Source organism: Haloarcula mannanilytica (assembly GCF_005406125.1).
GTDB classification, from domain to species: domain Archaea; phylum Halobacteriota; class Halobacteria; order Halobacteriales; family Haloarculaceae; genus Haloarcula; species Haloarcula mannanilytica.
The window spans coordinates 155,677-171,964 of record NZ_BIXZ01000002.1 but is presented as its reverse complement, the minus strand read 5'-3'; the positions used below and the strand labels follow the sequence as shown (position 1 = coordinate 171,964).

Annotated in this window: 14 protein-coding genes and 1 tRNA gene; 2 read left to right on the top strand and 13 right to left on the bottom strand. The window is 65.1% G+C overall.

The window, feature by feature from the left end; all coding sequences use genetic code 11:
• Positions 1–92: 92 nt before the first annotated feature.
• Both Harman_RS08030 and Harman_RS08025 read right to left on the bottom strand, forming a co-directional pair.
• On the bottom strand, positions 93–1,613 hold the full coding sequence (locus tag Harman_RS08030; RefSeq protein ID WP_137683291.1) for a hypothetical protein: 1,521 nt from the start codon (positions 1,611–1,613) through the stop codon (positions 93–95).
• Between the two features lie 188 nt (positions 1,614–1,801).
• Complete coding sequence (locus Harman_RS08025; protein WP_137683290.1) at positions 1,802–2,296, bottom strand: DUF7858 family protein; 495 nt, start codon at positions 2,294–2,296, stop codon at positions 1,802–1,804.
• Between the two features lie 170 nt (positions 2,297–2,466).
• Between Harman_RS08025 and Harman_RS08020 the strand changes: the two genes are divergently transcribed.
• Positions 2,467–3,327, top strand: coding sequence for a transcription initiation factor IIB (locus Harman_RS08020; protein WP_137683289.1), 861 nt, complete (start codon positions 2,467–2,469; stop codon positions 3,325–3,327).
• Here the strand turns inward: Harman_RS08020 and Harman_RS08015 are convergent.
• From Harman_RS08015 to Harman_RS07975, 9 genes are all read right to left on the bottom strand, one after another.
• The gene (locus Harman_RS08015) at positions 3,306–4,022 is read right to left on the bottom strand and encodes a MinD/ParA family ATP-binding protein (protein WP_137683288.1); all 717 of its coding nucleotides are present in this window, start codon (positions 4,020–4,022) and stop codon (positions 3,306–3,308) included. The two genes, Harman_RS08020 and Harman_RS08015, sit on opposite strands and share 22 nt — an antisense overlap.
• Positions 4,019–4,795, bottom strand: coding sequence for a DUF7857 domain-containing protein (locus Harman_RS08010; protein WP_137683287.1), 777 nt, complete (start codon positions 4,793–4,795; stop codon positions 4,019–4,021). Before Harman_RS08010 ends, Harman_RS08015 begins: the two co-directional genes overlap by 4 nt.
• 32 nt (positions 4,796–4,827) lie before the next feature.
• Positions 4,828–5,637 carry a DUF7856 family protein gene (locus Harman_RS08005; RefSeq protein ID WP_137683286.1) on the bottom strand — a complete coding sequence of 270 codons (810 nt, stop codon included), beginning with the start codon at positions 5,635–5,637 and terminating at the stop codon, positions 4,828–4,830.
• The gene (locus tag Harman_RS08000; RefSeq protein WP_137683285.1) at positions 5,634–5,969 is read right to left on the bottom strand and encodes a DUF7855 family protein; all 336 of its coding nucleotides are present in this window, start codon (positions 5,967–5,969) and stop codon (positions 5,634–5,636) included. The genes Harman_RS08005 and Harman_RS08000 overlap by 4 nt, the downstream gene beginning before the upstream one ends.
• Before the next feature lie 165 nt (positions 5,970–6,134).
• Entirely contained in the window at positions 6,135–6,407 is a 273-nt protein-coding gene (locus Harman_RS07995) for a DUF7854 family protein (RefSeq protein WP_137683284.1), read from the bottom strand.
• Between the two features lies 1 nt (position 6,408).
• A complete protein-coding gene (locus tag Harman_RS07990) occupies positions 6,409–8,505 on the bottom strand; it encodes a minichromosome maintenance protein MCM (protein ID WP_137683283.1) in 2,097 nt (698 codons plus the stop codon).
• Positions 8,506–8,589: 84 nt separating this feature from the next.
• A complete protein-coding gene (locus Harman_RS07985; RefSeq protein ID WP_235007175.1) occupies positions 8,590–9,258 on the bottom strand; it encodes a hypothetical protein in 669 nt (222 codons plus the stop codon).
• Positions 9,259–9,626: 368 nt separating this feature from the next.
• Positions 9,627–9,699, bottom strand: a tRNA-Pro gene (locus Harman_RS07980).
• Between the two features lie 55 nt (positions 9,700–9,754).
• Complete coding sequence (locus Harman_RS07975; RefSeq protein WP_137683752.1) at positions 9,755–11,629, bottom strand: SLC13 family permease; 1,875 nt, start codon at positions 11,627–11,629, stop codon at positions 9,755–9,757.
• A gap of 140 nt (positions 11,630–11,769) precedes the next feature.
• On the opposite strand from Harman_RS07975, the gene Harman_RS21480 reads away from it, so the two are divergent.
• Positions 11,770–11,943 carry a hypothetical protein gene (locus Harman_RS21480; RefSeq protein WP_200830858.1) on the top strand — a complete coding sequence of 58 codons (174 nt, stop codon included), beginning with the start codon at positions 11,770–11,772 and terminating at the stop codon, positions 11,941–11,943.
• Between the two features lie 33 nt (positions 11,944–11,976).
• Here the strand turns inward: Harman_RS21480 and Harman_RS07970 are convergent, their stop codons facing one another.
• Together Harman_RS07970 and Harman_RS07965 are read right to left on the bottom strand one after the other, a co-directional pair.
• Entirely contained in the window at positions 11,977–14,073 is a 2,097-nt protein-coding gene (locus tag Harman_RS07970) for a hypothetical protein (RefSeq protein WP_137683282.1), read from the bottom strand.
• A gap of 81 nt (positions 14,074–14,154) precedes the next feature.
• Positions 14,155–16,200: a DEAD/DEAH box helicase gene (locus Harman_RS07965; protein WP_137683281.1), complete on the bottom strand. Its 2,046-nt coding sequence runs from the start codon at positions 16,198–16,200 to the stop codon at positions 14,155–14,157.
• Positions 16,201–16,288: the final 88 nt, after the last annotated feature.

Here is a 16,288-nt window from a genome sequence, read left to right as displayed (position 1 = left end):
AAATACCGGTTGCAGTCGGTATCGACCGACATCCATCGCTTTCGCGGGTCTGATTATAAAAACAGACCAGCCTCGGCGACCGACGACTGACCTCACTCGAACCAGTCGACGAAACTGCCGTCAAGCAGCGTCTCCTCCTGGTGGCGGATGTAGGTGGCCTGCATCCCCCAGATGGCTTCGGCAAGCGGGACGTTCTCCTCGACACGGCGACGGACGTAGTCGTGTTTCCAGCGGGCGGGCGTAAGCCGGCGGTCGACGCGCTCGCGTAGCGGCCGGATGTAGCTGTGGGCCTCCTCCGCCGAGAGGCCGCGCTGTTCGAGACCCTCGCGCGCGTGTTCGAACAGTTCGCCGTATATCTCCTGGGTGCTAGTCGTCGTCGCCCCATCGGCGGTAATCCACTCGATTTTCGCCCGGAGGCCGTTCCGCGCGGCGGTGTAGAAGTTCTTCTTCGCTGTCTCCCAGTCCAGCGAGCGGATGGGGTGTTCGAGCCGCGGCAGGCTCTCCATCAGGCCGGCGAAGACGGCTGCGAAGCCGATGGCATCGTCGACCGTCGGCTGTGCGGCCAGCGGGCGGAACTCGATGCGGGCGTTGGCCGCCGACCGTGTCGCCCCTTCGAACACCGGCCTGACCCACCGCCAGTAGGAGCCGTGTTTGTGCCGGAAGTGGACGAAATCGTCGTCGAAGCGGGTCCCGGACTGCAGGTCGACCGGAACGATGGTGTCGTCCGCGACGATGTCGTCGATAGCATCCTCGACGGAGTCGAAATCCGGCGGGAAACAGACTTTCGGCGGCGTCGAATCACTGTCGGGTGGATTGAGCACCGACTCGAAGACGCCGATGCGGTTCTCCATGTTCGCGCCGGCGACGATTTCCGGGTCGGGCGCGTCGTCGTACAGGTCCGGCGGGAAAAACGGGGAGTTGACGCCAAGCGCCAGCAGCGGCGCGGCGATACGGAGCGCGTAGCTGAAATACTCCGGCAGGTCCGGAGCGTGGGGAATCTGATAGTGGGGCTGAATCGAGGTGATGAGCGACTCCGGCATCACCGTCTCGGCCTGCAGCGAGACGTGTGGCGCGTCGATCTCGAAGGCCGAGGGGTAGTCCGTGTTCGCCATCGTGTGATAGCGAACGGAGTCCGACATGTTCGTCCCGATGCGAACGCCGCTCTGTTCGACGCAGTCACAGAGGTACTCCCGGGCCGTCTCGCCCGCGGGCGGGACAGTCCACATCCCATCGGAGACGAGGCGGATGCCCTCGTTGCGGACCCGCTGCTGGGCCGGCATCAGCGACGCCTTCAGTTCGTTGCGCTGGGCCGCCAGCCCGTGGGTGTTCAGCGGCTGCGGGCTCGTCTGCATCTCCGCGTTGTGCAGCCCGAGTTCCTTCTCGAACCCGATGAGTTCGAGCAACTGGCGGGGGACCCGCTGGAGCGCGTCGGTCTGGTCATCGACGGCATACAGCTCCAGTTCCATTCCGACGATTGCTTCCGTGTTGTCGAAGGTACCGTCACGAACCGCGGACTTGAGCGCTTCGGCCTCCTCGCGAGCCCTGTCGTTGAACGCCTCGGTGTCCACCGTGAGCGCCTCGGCCACCCGGTCTGCCAGTTCCGAAGCCGACATATCACCGGGTTTGCAGTCACGAGTGTTAAGCGTGCCCCAGAGAGGTCGGGACCGAGTTCTGCATACTCACAGTAGCTCGCCGATGTCGCTCACTCCCGATCTCGGCGAGAGTACAGTGCCCAAAGATTCACAGTAGCTCGCCGATGTCGCTCACTCCCGACCTCAGCGAGAGTACAGTGCCCAAAGACTCACAGTAGCTCGCCGATGTCGCTCATCGTCTCCCCTAACGGGTCCCGTTCCTCAGTTGTAAGCGCGCCCTCCACCGCATCCCGGGCCGCCGGCAGCGGCTCGTGGGTTTCGATGTACGCCGCCAGGGCAAACTCCCGCTCGGTCACGCCGGCGAGTGCGATAGCGTCGCTCCGTGAGAGGTCCCCGGCGAGCCAATCGGTGAGTATCTCACGCCCTTGCGGACCAACCGGGGACACTTGCTCGCCGACGAGATGGAGCGTCTTGGCGGCGGTCACGGGCGCAATACCGGCGGCACGGCCCGCATCGCCGACACTCTTACCGGCTGCGTAGGCTTCGATGACCGTCGCCGCTGTCGCTGCCGAACACGGCAATTCGTCGGCGACCGGAGCCAGCCGCTCCGAGAGCGGCGCGTCCGTCTCATCGACAGCGGCGACGCCGCGGTCGCGCTGGTAAGTCGTGACCTCGACGCCGGCGGCGATGTCCGACAATGCCATTAAAATACGGTTCTTATCTGCGGAATTTAATGGTGTCGGTATCTCGACACGCACCACCACATCCACCAGTATTTACCTACCGGTAACCGGTAGGCAATTTCAGCGAAAACCGGCCGAATACCCGCTGCTGAATCGGTTTTTTAACCCTCCATCCGACCGTAGGTGGAAACATGAGCACGACGGTGACGCAATGTCCGGAGTGTAACGGGTCGGTCAAACAGCAGGGCGTCGAGTCGGTCTGTGGCAGCTGTGGATTAGTCGTCGGTGAGGACGCCATCGACCCCGGGCCGGAGTGGCGCTCCTTCGACGATGATGACACGGATCGGGCACGCACGGGCGCGCCGCTGACACGGAGTCGTCACGACCGCGGCCTCTCGACGAAGATCGGTCGGTCGACACGGTTGAAAGGGCGCAAGCGCCGGCAGTTCGCCCGCCTCCGCCGCGAACACAACCGCGCACAGATCAGCTCGAAACGCGAGCGCAACAAGGTGTATGCCTTCACCGAGATCCGTCGCATCATCGGGTCGATGGCGCTCTCGGACGCGATTCGGGACCGGGCCTGCGTGCTGTTCGAATCCGCACAGAAGGAAGATCTACTTCAGGGGCGAACGCTGGAAGGGTTCGCAGCCGCGGCCATCTACGCCACCTGCCGGACCGAAGGGGTTGCCCGGACTATCGACGAACTCTGTACTGTCGCCAAGGCGACCCAGGCGGAGCTTCGCGCGGCCTACGACGCGCTGAACAGAGAACTCGGGCTGCCGACCGGCCCGATAGACCCACGCGAGTACGTCCCCCGGTTTGCGACGACGCTGGACCTGCCGACGGCGGTCCGTCAGCGCGCCGAGCAACTCGTCGACGAAGCACAGGACCGCAGCCTCGTCAGCGGCCGCAATCCCGCGGGTGTTGCCGCGGCCTGTCTTTACACCGCGGCCCAGGAGCAAGACGTAGCGCTTACCCAGGCCGAGGCGGCGGATGTGGCAGACGTGACGCCGGTCACGTTGCGTGGGACTTACACCGAGCTACAGGAATAAACGGCGTCGGCGAGCGTTTCGAGCGATTGTCTCGCTGGCGCGTCCGGCGCTGTTTCTCGAAGCGGCTGTCCGTGGGACTGTGCCGTCGCTAGCGGTTCGCTCTCGGGAATCGCGACAGCCGGCGCACCGAACCGGTCCGCGACGGCTTCGGTCGCGGGGTTCGGACCGGCCCGGTTGAGGACGACCCGGCAGAGTCCGGCGTCGAGTTCGCGGGCCAATGCCCGGACCCGGAGCGCGTCGGCGAGGGCCGCGCTCTCGGGCGTCGTCACGAGTAGCGCGGCGTCGGCGGCTGCGAGGGGCAGGCCGACATCGGCGTGTAGCCCGGCCGGCGAGTCGACGACGACCCAGCGGTAGGTCCGCTCCAGCGCGGCGAATACATCTGTGAGTGCCTGTAGATCCGCGCTCCGAGCGCCGGCCAGCGTCCGCCCGCAGGGAATAACGGTCACGGGGCCGCCCTCGCGGATCGCTTCGTGGGGGTCGGCGCGGCCGGCAAGCACGTCGTGCAGGTCGGGTCCGCGACTGGACGGCAGGTCCGCCATCCCGAGGTCGCTGTCGACGACAACGCTCCCCGGGTTCGCGCTCGGGTGCGAGGCACTGCTGTCAGCGCGTCCTACGCTGTCGAGTTCCGCCGCGAGGTTGTACGCGATGGTCGATTTGCCGACACCTCCTTTACCGCCGGTGACCGCCACAATCATGCGAGGCGGGACAGCGTCTCGGTCGGCACCGTAGCGGCCGCCCGTCGGTCCGCGAGCTGTTCGGCCCGGCGGGCCAGTGCCCGGAGCATCCGTTCGTCCGCAGCACCGCGTGTGGCGACTGCCCGGACGCCCGACAGACCGTCCGCCGCGCGAACCGCAGCCGTCGCTGCCGACAGGGAGTCCGCCCCGTCCAGCCGCTCGGCACGGTCGACGCGCCGAGCAACGGTGTCGAGCCACTGAGAGACAGCCGCAGGGAGCTGCTGCTCCGACCGCCGACCGGAAGCAGCCCTTGATCGGCCTGACGGTTGAACAACCGCTGGCTGTCGGTCCGCCTGCCTGTCGCCTCCCTCGACCGAGGGTATGTCCGGCTGGCGACCCTCCGCAGCAGCCGCCTCCCCCGGCTCGCCCGCAGGCACTGCGTCCGCAGGCGGTGCCGGGTCGCCGAGTTCCCTGACCACAGCGTCCTCGGAGTCGAGTCGCTCATCGGCTGGGGCATCTTCGGAAGCGGGCTCGGCCCCGACCAACTCCGCCGGCTGGTCGGCTGGGGGAGCCGGCGTCGCATACCCGAGCGCGTGTGTGCCCGGGCCAACGACCCCTTCAAAGCCCTCCTCGCTCCAGCCGGCTTCGGGGACACCCTGCTGTCTCGGTGGCCAGAGGGGGCCGTCGAGACAGTTCCGGACGGTAATCCGAGTCGGTGCAGCGATGTCGCCGACGGTCGCCGTGACGAGCGTCACGCCGTCGACTCGCTTGGCGCGGCAGTCGAACGTAACCATAGGGACGGTGGCCCGGCCTTCCGATTTAAAAGTCAGCAGCGAACGAGAGGCGCATCCAGGCAGTCCGACGCAGCCGTCGGTGAGCTGAACCGGTCCGTTTCAAGGACAACCGGCGCTGGTGTTCGGGCGACCCGGAGTACGGCCAGGGCGGCTGTCACAGGGTCAGCGTCGAACGGATTATCCGGAACTGATCCCGGAACGGTTGCGATTGCTTGACTGAACGCATCGGAGAGCCGGTCGACGAGGGTCGCCCGAGCGCACCGCCGGCGGTTGGCCAGCTCGTCGGAAAGCCGTCGCCGCTCCTCCAGCGTGTCGCGGTAGGCGCGGGCCTGCTCGCGCCGGAGTTCGCGTGTCTCCCTGGCGGCAGCCCGTCGCGTCTCCCGTTCGCTCAGTTCCATCGCGGCATCCCGGAGGTCAGCCTGCACTGCCCCGTCATCCGCACCGACGGCCCGTCGAGCGGTGAGGCGGCCGCGGTGGGTGGCAACCGCCTCCTGTAGGCCATCGATCGTCACGTCCGACACCGGATCGACTGGCTCGGGGAGGTCTGGCGTCGAACAATCGAGCTCGGCCAGTCGCTCCCGGCAGTCCGCAATCGCGTCGTCCTGTGGTGTCTCATGCCCCAGTGACCTGGCGGCGGCCGCGAGCGCGGTCCGCGTTCGCAGTCCCATCGACGGGTGGACGTGTCCGGCGTAGGCGTACACGGACGGCGGCTCCGGACAGGATACGATCGGGAGGGTTCGCTGCCCGCGGATACTCGCGGCGATAGCTTTCCCGTCGACTGCTCGTGTTCGGAGGTCGATGACAGTACCCGCGTACGTGGTTTCAGTGACGCGCAGCTTCACAGATCGACGCCTCGGAGTTGGTCCGGGTCCGGAAGGTCACGCCCTGACGCGAACCGCTTGTATGGTGTCGCCGGTTCCTCCCGCGCCTCGTAGCTCTCGGCCGCTTTGCGGACGTGTTCCGGGACATCCGACGGCTCGAACGGCTCGACGCGCTCGATCTGAACGTCGAGCCCGTGTTTCTCGTAGAGTCGGAGCGCCTGGAAGGCCCCGAACTCGGTTCCGGAGAACAACGCTGCTCTCCCGAACTGTCGAACGACACAGTCCTCGTGGGCACGACAGATGTTCCGCAGGTCCGTGCGTGCCGTCCGGGAGTAGGTAACGACGAGTAGCACTAGCTGGGGATTAGTATTATTACTATATAATTTTATTGAATTGAATTTAGAATGGAGTGAATATATGGGCGGATGAAGCAGAAAATATGGTAGCCGTCGGACCCGAGAGTGAGCACTACGGTACGTCCTGTAGAATACGCCGACAGCAGCTACAGCGGTACAATCCTATTCGACGGCTGTGACGGTGAACTCCCCGGTGTCCGAGACGAGGTCTTGCACCCGCTCGCGGGCCGCTGTCTCCGACGGCGCAAGGACGACGAGACCGTCCACTGCGGTCCCACCACTGGCCCGGTAGGCCTGTAAGTCCCCCTCGAACTCCGTCGCGTAGGTCCGCAGTGTTCCGCGAACGTCCCGTTCAAGATCAGCCAGCGACTGCGACCCGGCCTCGAACTCGGCCAGGGCCTCCTCGATGTTGCGGAGCGCGGAGATCCGGTCCATATCAGGTCGTCCGGAGGTGGTCCGTTCGAGGCTCGTACACCTCGCCTTTCTGTTTTAGCTTGTCGATCTCGTGTTCGGCCTTGGACTCGTCGATACCGACCTCCTCGGCGCGCTCGATGACCACGTCGGCGGGTGCGCCCTCGTCGTACTCGTCCTCGATGTCCGAGATGATGCCCTTGATGTTCTGGATGCGGTCGCGCTGGGTCTTCGATTGGCCCGTCTCGACCACGTCGGCGTCGAACTCGCCGGTCTCGGGGTCGACGCCGATTTCTTTCAGGCAATAGTGAGCGATGTCGACCGCGCGGTCGGCGTCGGCCTCGTCGACGGTGTCCGAGAGGCGAATACGCGCAGAAGCCTCGGCCAATCGGACCAGCGCCTCCAGTTTCCGGGCGGTGACCGGCACTGGCGCGTCCTCGTCCTGGCCTTTCATCCGTAGGTCGACGTAGAAGTCCTCGATGCGGCTTTTCGCCTCCTCAGTCATCGTCGGGAAGCAGTTACGCTTGGCGTAGGCGACGTACTTTCTGAGCAGGTCCGGTTCGATGGTCGGTGCGACCTCCTCGGTGACGGTGCCGACCTCCTCCTCGCTGAAGTTCGAGGTCGGGTTCTCCGTCCGGTGGGTGTGGAGTTCGCCGGCGTAGTTGGTCTGGATGATGTGCTCGGCGAGGTTGCGGTCTTTCTCCTCGTCGGGCTTGTCCGTCACGGTGAAGATGAGGTCAAACCGGGAGATAAGCGCCGGTTCGAGGTCGATCTGCTCCCCGATGGGCTCGTACTGATCGAAGCGCCCGTACTTGGGGTTGGCCGCGCCCAGCAGCGAACAGCGAGATTTGAGTGTTGCGTTGATTCCCGCCTTGGAGACGCTGATACGCTGCTGCTCCAGCGCTTCGTGCATCGCTGAGCGGTCCTCCGGGCTCATCTTATCGAGTTCGTCGATAGCGGCGATGCCCTGGTCGGCGAGCACGAGCGCACCGGCTTCCAGCGTCCACTGTTGGCCGTCGCCGAAGTCGTCGCGCACGGCCGCGGCGGTCAGCCCCGCGCTCGACGACCCCTTCCCGGAGGTGTAGACGGAGCGTGGTGCGATATTCTCTATATATGATAGCATCTGAGATTTACCGGTTCCTGGGTCTCCTATCAGCAACATATGGAGGTCGCCACGTATTCGAGATCCGTCAGGAAGCTCCTTGGTCACGCCCGAGAAGAGCTGGAGCATCATCGCGAGCTTCTCCTTCTCGTAGCCGTAGATGGAGGGAGCGATGGCCCCGACCATCTTGTCGTAGATGTCGGGTTCGTTCGACAGTTCGACGATTTCCTTCTTGTCGGCGTCGGTGATCTCCATGTCCTCGAACTGCTCGTCCTCAATTTCGACGCTGACGCCCTCCATATAGATGTCGAACATCGGGGACTTTTCGTTGTCGTTGCCCCGCTGGTCGAGTTTGAGGATGCCGGTCACGCGGACGTGGTCGCCGGCGGTCACCTCGCCGGTGATATCGTCCTCGATGTTGATGTCGATGGACTGGGGCGTCTCGCCGCCGCGCAGGCCCTCGGGTGATTCCTGCACGCGGAGCTTCTGGGCGTCGATGAACTGCGATTGGTCGGTGTTGAGCCGGAACGGCCCCTGGCGTTCACAGCCCTGGCAGTCGTGAGGTTCTTGAAAGTCGCCGGCGGTCTGGGGGATGCGCGTGAGCGTGCCACAGCGCTGGCACTCGAAGGCCGCCTCGATGACCTTCGGGCGCACGTCGGTCGCTTTCCGGATGATCCCACGGACGGCGACGAGGTTGCCGTGGTGTTCGTGGCGCAGGTCACGGATATCCTCCGAATCAGGGAGGTTTCGGACGCGGACGTGGGCCTGCCCGAGCGACACGTCGACCGGGAGGTCGTACAGTCGCAGGGCCTCCTCGGCGTACTCCTGTATCTGCTCGGGCTTGGTGCGGTAGTCGTCGGCCAGGTCCGGGTCGAAGCGATAGAGGTCGTCCCAGTCGATGTACAGCGACTTCTGGTCGTTGGGATATTTCTGGGCGAGCTCACCGATCTCGTTGCGGTAGTAGTTGCGGTAGAACTCCTCGAAGCGGTCGATGAGTTCGGTGTTCTCGGCGGTCGCCATCTGAGTGCACTGTGGTTATGCCCACTTGCCTAAGAAGGTTCGCAAACCGGGGTGGAAGTGGACGGCTGCGTGGTCGTTGCGCTGTCAGTTCCCGCTGTTGGCCGTCATACCACCACTAGGCATCGACTGGCAGTCCGCGTCAGGTTCCTGAATCGGGTCGACATCTCCCCACGAGTGGAAGTCCCAGCGCGTCCGCCCGGTCTCGATGCGGCGCGGGTAGCCGGAGTCTGCGAGGATATAATACGTGACTGGCTCGTCGGTCCCGCTCTGTGAGAGTTCATACACCAGGACCTCGTCGCCGTCGATGGTCTCTCGACCGACTGGTGTGATATCCGGGTTCTGCTCTGCCCGGTCGGAGAACTCACTGGGGTCGACATCCTCGCGGTCCATCCCCTGTTGCATCGTCCCCATGATACACTGTCCGCCGGCAACGGTGTAGGTCGTATCCCCGATGTGGTACAGTTCCATCTGCTGCCCTTGCTGCTCGAATGTCACGTACATATCGCCTTCGTAGAACCGGCCAGTCATCTCGACGGTCTGGCCCTCCGATTCCGTCGTCATCGTCATCGCATACGACTCCGGGAACCGGGCTGTCTGCCCGAACTGTGGCTGCCCTCCGCTGTCTGTCGGGGTATCCGTCTCCATCTCATCAGTCGATCCCTCGGGTGTTTCGGCACCGCCGCCGTCACTCTCAGTCGCACCTGACTCATTCGCCTGATCGCTACTACAACCGGCGAGCGCGACCGCTCCCACACACGCGGCTCGGAGTATCTGTCGTCTGGATATCTGACGCATGGTAAGGCAAATTCATATCGCTATATAAATATAATAATAGTTATCATCAGATACCTTCCAGTTCCCAAAATTTGGGTTCTCTCTACTTCGGAACCCGGAACTGTACCGCGAAGTCGCCGCGGCGGACCCGCTAATCCCTCAAAACCGCCATTCTGGCAAGCCGACAGTCGAAGCTTCAAAAACGGCTGCTCGATTTCGTCCAGAGATGGGATCGCTCGGATTTGAACTACGCCCAGACGTGCTCGCTACGGCTGCGCGCGCCTGGTCTGCTTCAAATCCGAGCGCACCGATGACTGTCGCTCACGGTGTTGTTCGCGACAGTAATATGGGATCGCTCGGATTTGAACCGAGGGGACGGGCACCCAAGGCCCGAAGGTTACCAAGCTACCCCACGATCCCGTACCACCCTCTCGACCCGACAGCGAGTAAAGCGTTTCGTTGCGAGTCGCCCGTGTCACGCGGGAGCGAGGCCCCAGAAGTACGCGATGCCCAGCGTCGTCACGACGGCGAAGACGGCCTGGAGCGGCGCGCCGACCTTCAGGTAGTCGGTAAAGCGGTAGCCACCGGGACCGTAGACGAGGAGGTTCGTCTGGTAGCCCACCGGCGTCATGAACGCCGTCGAGGCGGCGAAGGTGACGCCGAGGACGAACGCGAAGGCGTTGGCGTTCAGTTGCTGGGCGGTCTCGATGGCGACGGGGATCATCAGGACGACCGAGGCGTTGTTCGAGATGATGTTCGTCAAAAGCGCCGTGACGAGATACATGAGTCCGAGGACAACGGCGAGGCCGCCCCCGGCAGTGAGGACGCTGCCGGCACCCATGACAAACAGGTCCGCGAGCAAGTCGGCACCGCCGGTCTCCTGCAGGGCGATGCCCAGCGGGATGACGCCCGCGAGCAGGAAGATAACGTCCCACTGGACGGCGTCGTACAGTTCCTGTGGGCGGAGACAGCCGGAAAGCACCATCGCCAGCGCGCCGCCCAGCGCCGAGATGACGATGTGGATCGGGGTCAGCGCCGCGACGCCGACGACGGCGGCGACGATGCCGACCGCGACGGGGATCTTCGTTCGCCGGAAGTCCGGCCGCTGGACCTCCTGGGCCACGATGAAGTCGTTGTTGCGGTTGAGTCGCTCGATGCTCTCCGGGGTGGCCTGCACCAGGAGCGTATCGCCGATGCGGAGTTTGACGTGGTCCATCCGCTGGCGGTACAGCTCTTGCCCGTGGCGAAGGGCAAGCACCGTCGCGTCGTAGCGCTGGCGGAAGTTCGTGGAGACGAGCGTCTCGCCGATGAGCGAGGAGCCGGGGGCGACGACGAGTTCGACGAGGTTCTTTCGCTCGTTGGCGGCCTCCAGTTCCGCCTCGTCGACCTCGACCTCGGGAATCATATCGAGTCCTTCGGCGTCGAGGAGGTCGACAAGTGTGTCCCGATCCGTCCGAACGGCGAACACGTCGCCGGCTCGGATGGCTTTCTGACCGAGCGGTTCGAGGAACGTCCGCCCGCCACGCACCAGTTGGACGACATCGACATCGAACTCGGACGCCGACAGCGCCTCGCCAACCGTCCGACCGATGAGCGGGGAGTCCTCGCGGACGACGACCTCGGTGAGGTACTCGCCCATCTCGAATTCCTCGGTGAGGTCTTCCTTGGCCGGGATGCGCGAGGGTACCAGATAGCGCCCGACAGTGAGCAGATAGATCGTCCCGACGATAGTCACGATGACGCCGAGCTGGGTGAACTCGAACATGCTGAACGGGCGACCGATCAGTTCAGCCGATATCTGCGAGGCGAGGATGTTCGTCGAGGTACCGATGAGCGTCAGCATGCCGCCGAACATCGAGGCGTAGGACAGCGGCAAAAGCAGTTTCGAGGGCGAAACCTTTCCCTTGTGCGCGATGTCGGTCACCATCGGCAGAAGAATGGCGACAGCGGCGGTGTTGTTGATGAACCCGGAGATGGGCGCGACCAGCCCGACGGTCGCACCGAGCTGTTTCGTTTCGCTGTCCCCGGTCAGCGAGGCGATTTTCGCGCCGAGAATCTGGATGATGCCGGTCCGCTGGACGCCGTCGGAGAGGATGAACATCGCCAGCACTGTTATCGTCGCCGTCGAGGCAAAACCAGAGAGCCCGCGGTCAAGCGGCGAGATGCCGTCGCCGGGCTGGTGTAACACGTACACCGGCTCGGCGAGCAGGCCGACATCAGCTGCGAGCACCGTCACCGGTTCGGCCAGCATCAGCGCGACCATGACGCCGATAGCGGTCACGTCGACGGGCAGGGCCTCGGTCGCAAACAGCACCAGCGCCGCGATGATGACCGCGAACACGAACAACATTCCCGGCGTGACAGGTGGCAGCGACACGTCTGGCATCTCCGCCCCCAGTGACAAAAGGATGGGTCGTTTGCGACGGCGGCGCGTTCACAGCCCGACTTCGGCCGCCGACGTTTATCCCCGTGGAGGCCGAATGAGTAGTAATGAGCCTTTTCAACGACCTCGGTCGAAAAGTCGAGGAGCTGAAACAGGAGGTCGGGAACGCATCCGACGACGAAGCCACCCACCGGTGTATCGAGTGTGACACGCTCCTCTATACGGACCACGACGAGTGTCCCGACTGTGGGAGCACGTCGATCCTGCCCCGGTCTGACTAACAACAGCGAGGCCCCTCGCCGGAGTCATGTCGCTCACCGCGTCGGCCCGTTGCGTCCAAGGTCTTCGAGCAGAGCGTCGTAGCTCCGGCCGAACACCGCCTGCTTTCTGAGCGACGTTATCGCGACATCGAAGACGGGGACGGCGAACTGTCCGGCCGGCCCGCCGACGATGACGGCCGCCTCGTGGTCCGTCTCGTCGGTCCATTCACCGCCGAGTTGCCGGACGAGCACCTCGCCGAAGTAGCCGCCCAGTTCCTGTACGACGCTGGTGAACGCGCGGTCGTCGAAGGAGTCGTCGCTCCCGAACGTCGTTTCGGCGAAGCGCTCGTCGTCCCACTCTGCATCGACCAGGTCGTCGAGGCGCGAAAGCGAGGCCGGCGAGAAATCGAGTCCGTGCTCGCCCCAGAAGTCGGCGAACTCGACAGCGGTCTCGGCGTGTTCTGCCCGGGTCGTTCCGGGCTCCCAGTTGGGTTCCGAGCCAGCGGCCGAATCGGCGTCTCCGTCGGTAGGGGCGGGCTGTTCGCTGTCGTCAGCGACCGCGGTAGCAGCCGTTTCGTCGGCAGTATCGGGTGGCGCTGCCTGCTCGCTGGTGTCGGTCATAGCACTGTCGTCGGTAGGGGATGACGCGACGGAACCGCCATCCGACGGTTCCCCCGCGTCGGACTCTGCTTCGGTAGTATCAACGGCTGCCGGTGCGTTGTCCGGCTCCGTCGCATCGGCGGCCCTCGCCGCGTCAGCCGGGTCGGCAACGTCGGTCTCTGGGGTCGGCTCCGAGTCCGGAGCCGCGGCCGATGACCCGTCCGACGAACTGTCGAGCGTTGACGCGTCCTCGGTACATTCCTCGGCCGCCCCATCGTCGGCTGTGTCGGTCGGCGCTTCCCCAGGGGTTGCGTCGATAGCTCGGTCCTCGCCGTGGAATCCGTCGGCTGACTCCTCGGCGGGCGTCTCAGGTGCCGGCGCTTCCGCCGCCGGGTCCGCTGTGGCCCGCTCCGGTTCGTCGGCCTCGGAAGCCCCGTCGTCGGCCGTGGCTGTCTCAGCGGTCTCATCGGCAGCGTCGGCCACGTCGACAGCCGGGTCATCGTCGGAGAAGTCGGCCGCTGTCTCCGCAGCCGGCACCGCTCCCGGTAATTCCTCGCCGGCAGCGGCATCGGGAGACTGTTCGGCAGTCTCCGCGTCGTCCGAGTCGACAGTCGATTCCTCGCCGGCGATTTCAGCACCCGATGGTTCGATGTCGTCGGTATCTGAACCAACCGCACCGGGGCCTGCATCCTTATCGCTCTCAGCGTCTACGGCGTCGTCCGATGCACCCTCGTCCTCCGCGACCCGACTGACGACGGGCGTGGGAGCAGTGTCCTCGGGCCGGTCGTCGCCGTCCGATTCAGGTTCGACTCGACTGACGACGCGGGTCGGCTCCGTCTCGACGGCCTGAGACGACTCCGAATCAACAGTGTCGGCGGCAGCCATTTCGTCTCGCTCGTCTGTCGCCGTCGGTTCGGCGGCGTCGGCGGGCTCGTCAGCTTGGCCGTCGTCGACGCGGCGAATGACCCGCGTCGGCTCGGAGACGGCGCTATCGGCATCGGTCTCTGTGTCCGGCCCCGCTCGCTCATCGTCGTCGCCCTCCTGTGCAGTATCGAGTGCCAGTTCGGACTCCAGGCGCGCCACGACGGCTGCAAACACCGGTTCGCCGCCAAAGGAGCGAGCGGCCACGTCGAACACCGCGACGCCCACCTCGTCGTCCGGTCCGGCAACGGCGACGCCCCACCGGCCGTCTGACTGGACCCACTCGCCGTCGTAGGCTCGCACGAGGAGTTCGCCGAGATAGCTCCCGAACCGAACCGTGTTCTCGGTGTAGGTCGTCGCGTCCGCGTCATCGCCCACGGTTTTGCCGTCGTAACTCTCCTCGATGGCCGTATCGAGGCGCGCGAGCGCATCGGGATCGAACGTCAGCGGGTCCGCGCCCTCGACGACATCCTCGGCGAACTCTCGGAACGTTGCCGGATCAAGCTCCGCCGTATCAAGCAGTTCCGGCCCGTCGTCGGACGCCCGGCTGTCCCCGGCCGCCTGCTCGTCCCCGTCGGTCGACGAGCTATCGCCACCGACGGCGCGACGGATCGTATCGAACAGGCCCATGGGCACCGGAAGTACGTGCCGCTACAAGAATGTACGCCGAAAGGATACTCGGCCGACAGGTCTGGGCGGGTGCGGTCACCGCTAATGCTCGTCGCGCAGTTCCATGTCGGCGACGATCTCGTAGGGGTGCTGTCCCTTGCGGATGCCGTCGAGCAACTGGAACGCCTCGTCGGGCGCGAGGAAGTGTCGGGTCACCGCTCTACCGAGTGGCGTCGGCGAGAGGCCGTCGATGAACTCGTACTCAAGCAGCTTCCCAAGGGCGTGCTTGGTCGGCACCTCGCCGACCATCCGGTCGTTGAGCCGCTTGGCCTGATTGCCGGCGACGGTGACGTTCGCCAGCGTCTCCTCGACGGCCGCGCCCTCGTCGTAGCGGGTGATGACCGGCTCCATTTCGCCTTTCAGGAGCTTGAACGCCACCTCGTCTTCGGTCATCTCCATGCTGTTGTGGTACGAGCAGTCCGGTTCGACCAGCATGTAGACGGTCCCCTTGTCGTGGTAGTCCGGGCGGCCGGCCCGGCCGAGCATCTGGCTGAACTCCTGGACGGTGAGCCACTCGATACCCATCGCCAGCGAGTCGAAGATGACCTGCGAGGCCGGGAAGTCGACCCCCGCCGCGAGGGCTGCCGTCGTCACGACCGCCGCGAGGTCCTGGTCGGCGAACTGCCGCTCGACCCGCTGGCGCTTCCGGTTGTCCAGCCCAGCGTGGTACGGTGCGGAACTGTACTCCAGTTTCCGCGAGATCTGGTGACAGCGACGCCGTGAGTTCGTGAAGATGATCGTCTGACCGCGATAGCCTTTGCTGGATTTGTTGTCGAAGGCGCGCTTGACGAGCTTCTTTTCGGTCTCGATTTTCTCGCGCCCGTCGGCGAACGTGACGTGGCGCTCGATAGGCACCGGCCGCTCCTCGAATTCGATGAGCGTCGCCCGGAGCTGGTCGGCCAGTTGGCCGGGGTTACCGACCGTCGCCGAGAGGTAAATCCACTGGGTGTCGCCGCTGTCGGGTGACCCCCCGGATTCACAGTAATACTTCAGCCGGGAAATCAGGCCGTCGAGCCGGTGACCTCGCTCGTCCTCGCCGAGCGTATGCACCTCGTCGATGACGACGGTGCCGACGGTGCCGAGGTCCTTGCCGGTCCGGAGCGCGTGGTCGATGCCTTCGTAGGTCCCGACGATGACATCGGCCTCAGGGTCGAAGCGACCACCCTCGTCGGCGATACGGCTCGCGCCCACGCGCAGGGACACGTCGACCATATCGCCGTAGCGGTCCTGGAACTGCTCGTACTTCTGGTTCGCTAGGGCGACAAGCGGAACGAGAAATAGCATCGTCCCCTTGCCGTTCAGCACGCGGTCGATGCCGGCCATCTCGCCGATGAGCGTCTTCCCCGTCGCCGTCGCGCTCACGACGAGTTGGTCGCGGCCCTCGGTTGCGCCGTGTTCGACGGCGAGACTCTGGACCGGCAGCAGGGTGTCGAACCGGGATTCGAGGTGCTCCTGCATCCCCGGATGGAGGTCCAGCGAGTCGACGCGGACGGGGTCGACCTCGTCGACGGTCGCGGAAATCTCGTCGAACTTCGTCAGATCCGGGTCCAGTTGGCCCGACAGGAGGTTCGTCACGCGGTCGAGGTCCTGCACTTCGAGCAGGAGCTCTTCGAGGCGGTCGCGGGCGTCGCCGCTGATACTGCCTTTGAACGCGAGTTCGCGGTCGAGCTGCTGGCGAGCGCACGCCGGGCAAATGGTCTCGTCGTCGGACTCGATGGCCGTCTCGCTAGTAATCGGCGAGTAGCGCCCGTCGGAGGCACACAGCCGGCAGGTCCGGACGACCTTGGCCTCGATCTGGTAGGCGTCGAGCATCTCGTGGATGCGATCCCGCGCGAGCGGGGCGGTCTGCTCAGAAATGCGAATGCGGGCCGCACGGCGGGCGAGCTCGACGAACTGGTCCGGCGAGCGAAGCTCCTCGCTGGTCCCGTCCTTGATCCGGAGCCGGCGCGGGCGGGGGCCGGCGTCGGTCTCCTTGAGTTCGAGGATGCCGTGGAAGAGCCGCTCGCCGTCCCGGTGGGCGGCGACGCGGAACTCCTCGCCGTGTTCGTGGAGGAACAGCGTCTCTACCTGTGCGGCCTGCTGTGACACAGTCGTCTAGAGGCGACTGCGCTACTTGAGCGGTTCGGACTTGCTTCGAGTGATACTATGGTGGGTGCAATCGCATTCGGCACGGCGG

Bases quoted from the DNA above. Each gene is read 5' to 3' on its own strand.
- Harman_RS08030 (WP_137683291.1), bottom strand. From the start codon at position 1,613: ATGTCGGCTTCGGAACTGGCAGACCGGGTGGCCGAGGCGCTCACGGTG.
- Harman_RS08025 (WP_137683290.1), bottom strand. From the start codon at position 2,296: ATGGCATTGTCGGACATCGCCGCCGGCGTCGAGGTCACGACTTACCAG.
- Harman_RS08020 (WP_137683289.1), top strand. From the start codon at position 2,467: ATGAGCACGACGGTGACGCAATGTCCGGAGTGTAACGGGTCGGTCAAA.
- Harman_RS08015 (WP_137683288.1), bottom strand. From the start codon at position 4,022: ATGATTGTGGCGGTCACCGGCGGTAAAGGAGGTGTCGGCAAATCGACC.
- Harman_RS08010 (WP_137683287.1), bottom strand. From the start codon at position 4,795: ATGGTTACGTTCGACTGCCGCGCCAAGCGAGTCGACGGCGTGACGCTC.
- Harman_RS07995 (WP_137683284.1), bottom strand. From the start codon at position 6,407: ATGGACCGGATCTCCGCGCTCCGCAACATCGAGGAGGCCCTGGCCGAG.
- Harman_RS07990 (WP_137683283.1), bottom strand. From the start codon at position 8,505: ATGGCGACCGCCGAGAACACCGAACTCATCGACCGCTTCGAGGAGTTC.
- Harman_RS07975 (WP_137683752.1), bottom strand. From the start codon at position 11,629: ATGTTGTTCGTGTTCGCGGTCATCATCGCGGCGCTGGTGCTGTTTGCG.
- Harman_RS21480 (WP_200830858.1), top strand. From the start codon at position 11,770: ATGAGCCTTTTCAACGACCTCGGTCGAAAAGTCGAGGAGCTGAAACAG.
- Harman_RS07970 (WP_137683282.1), bottom strand. From the start codon at position 14,073: ATGGGCCTGTTCGATACGATCCGTCGCGCCGTCGGTGGCGATAGCTCG.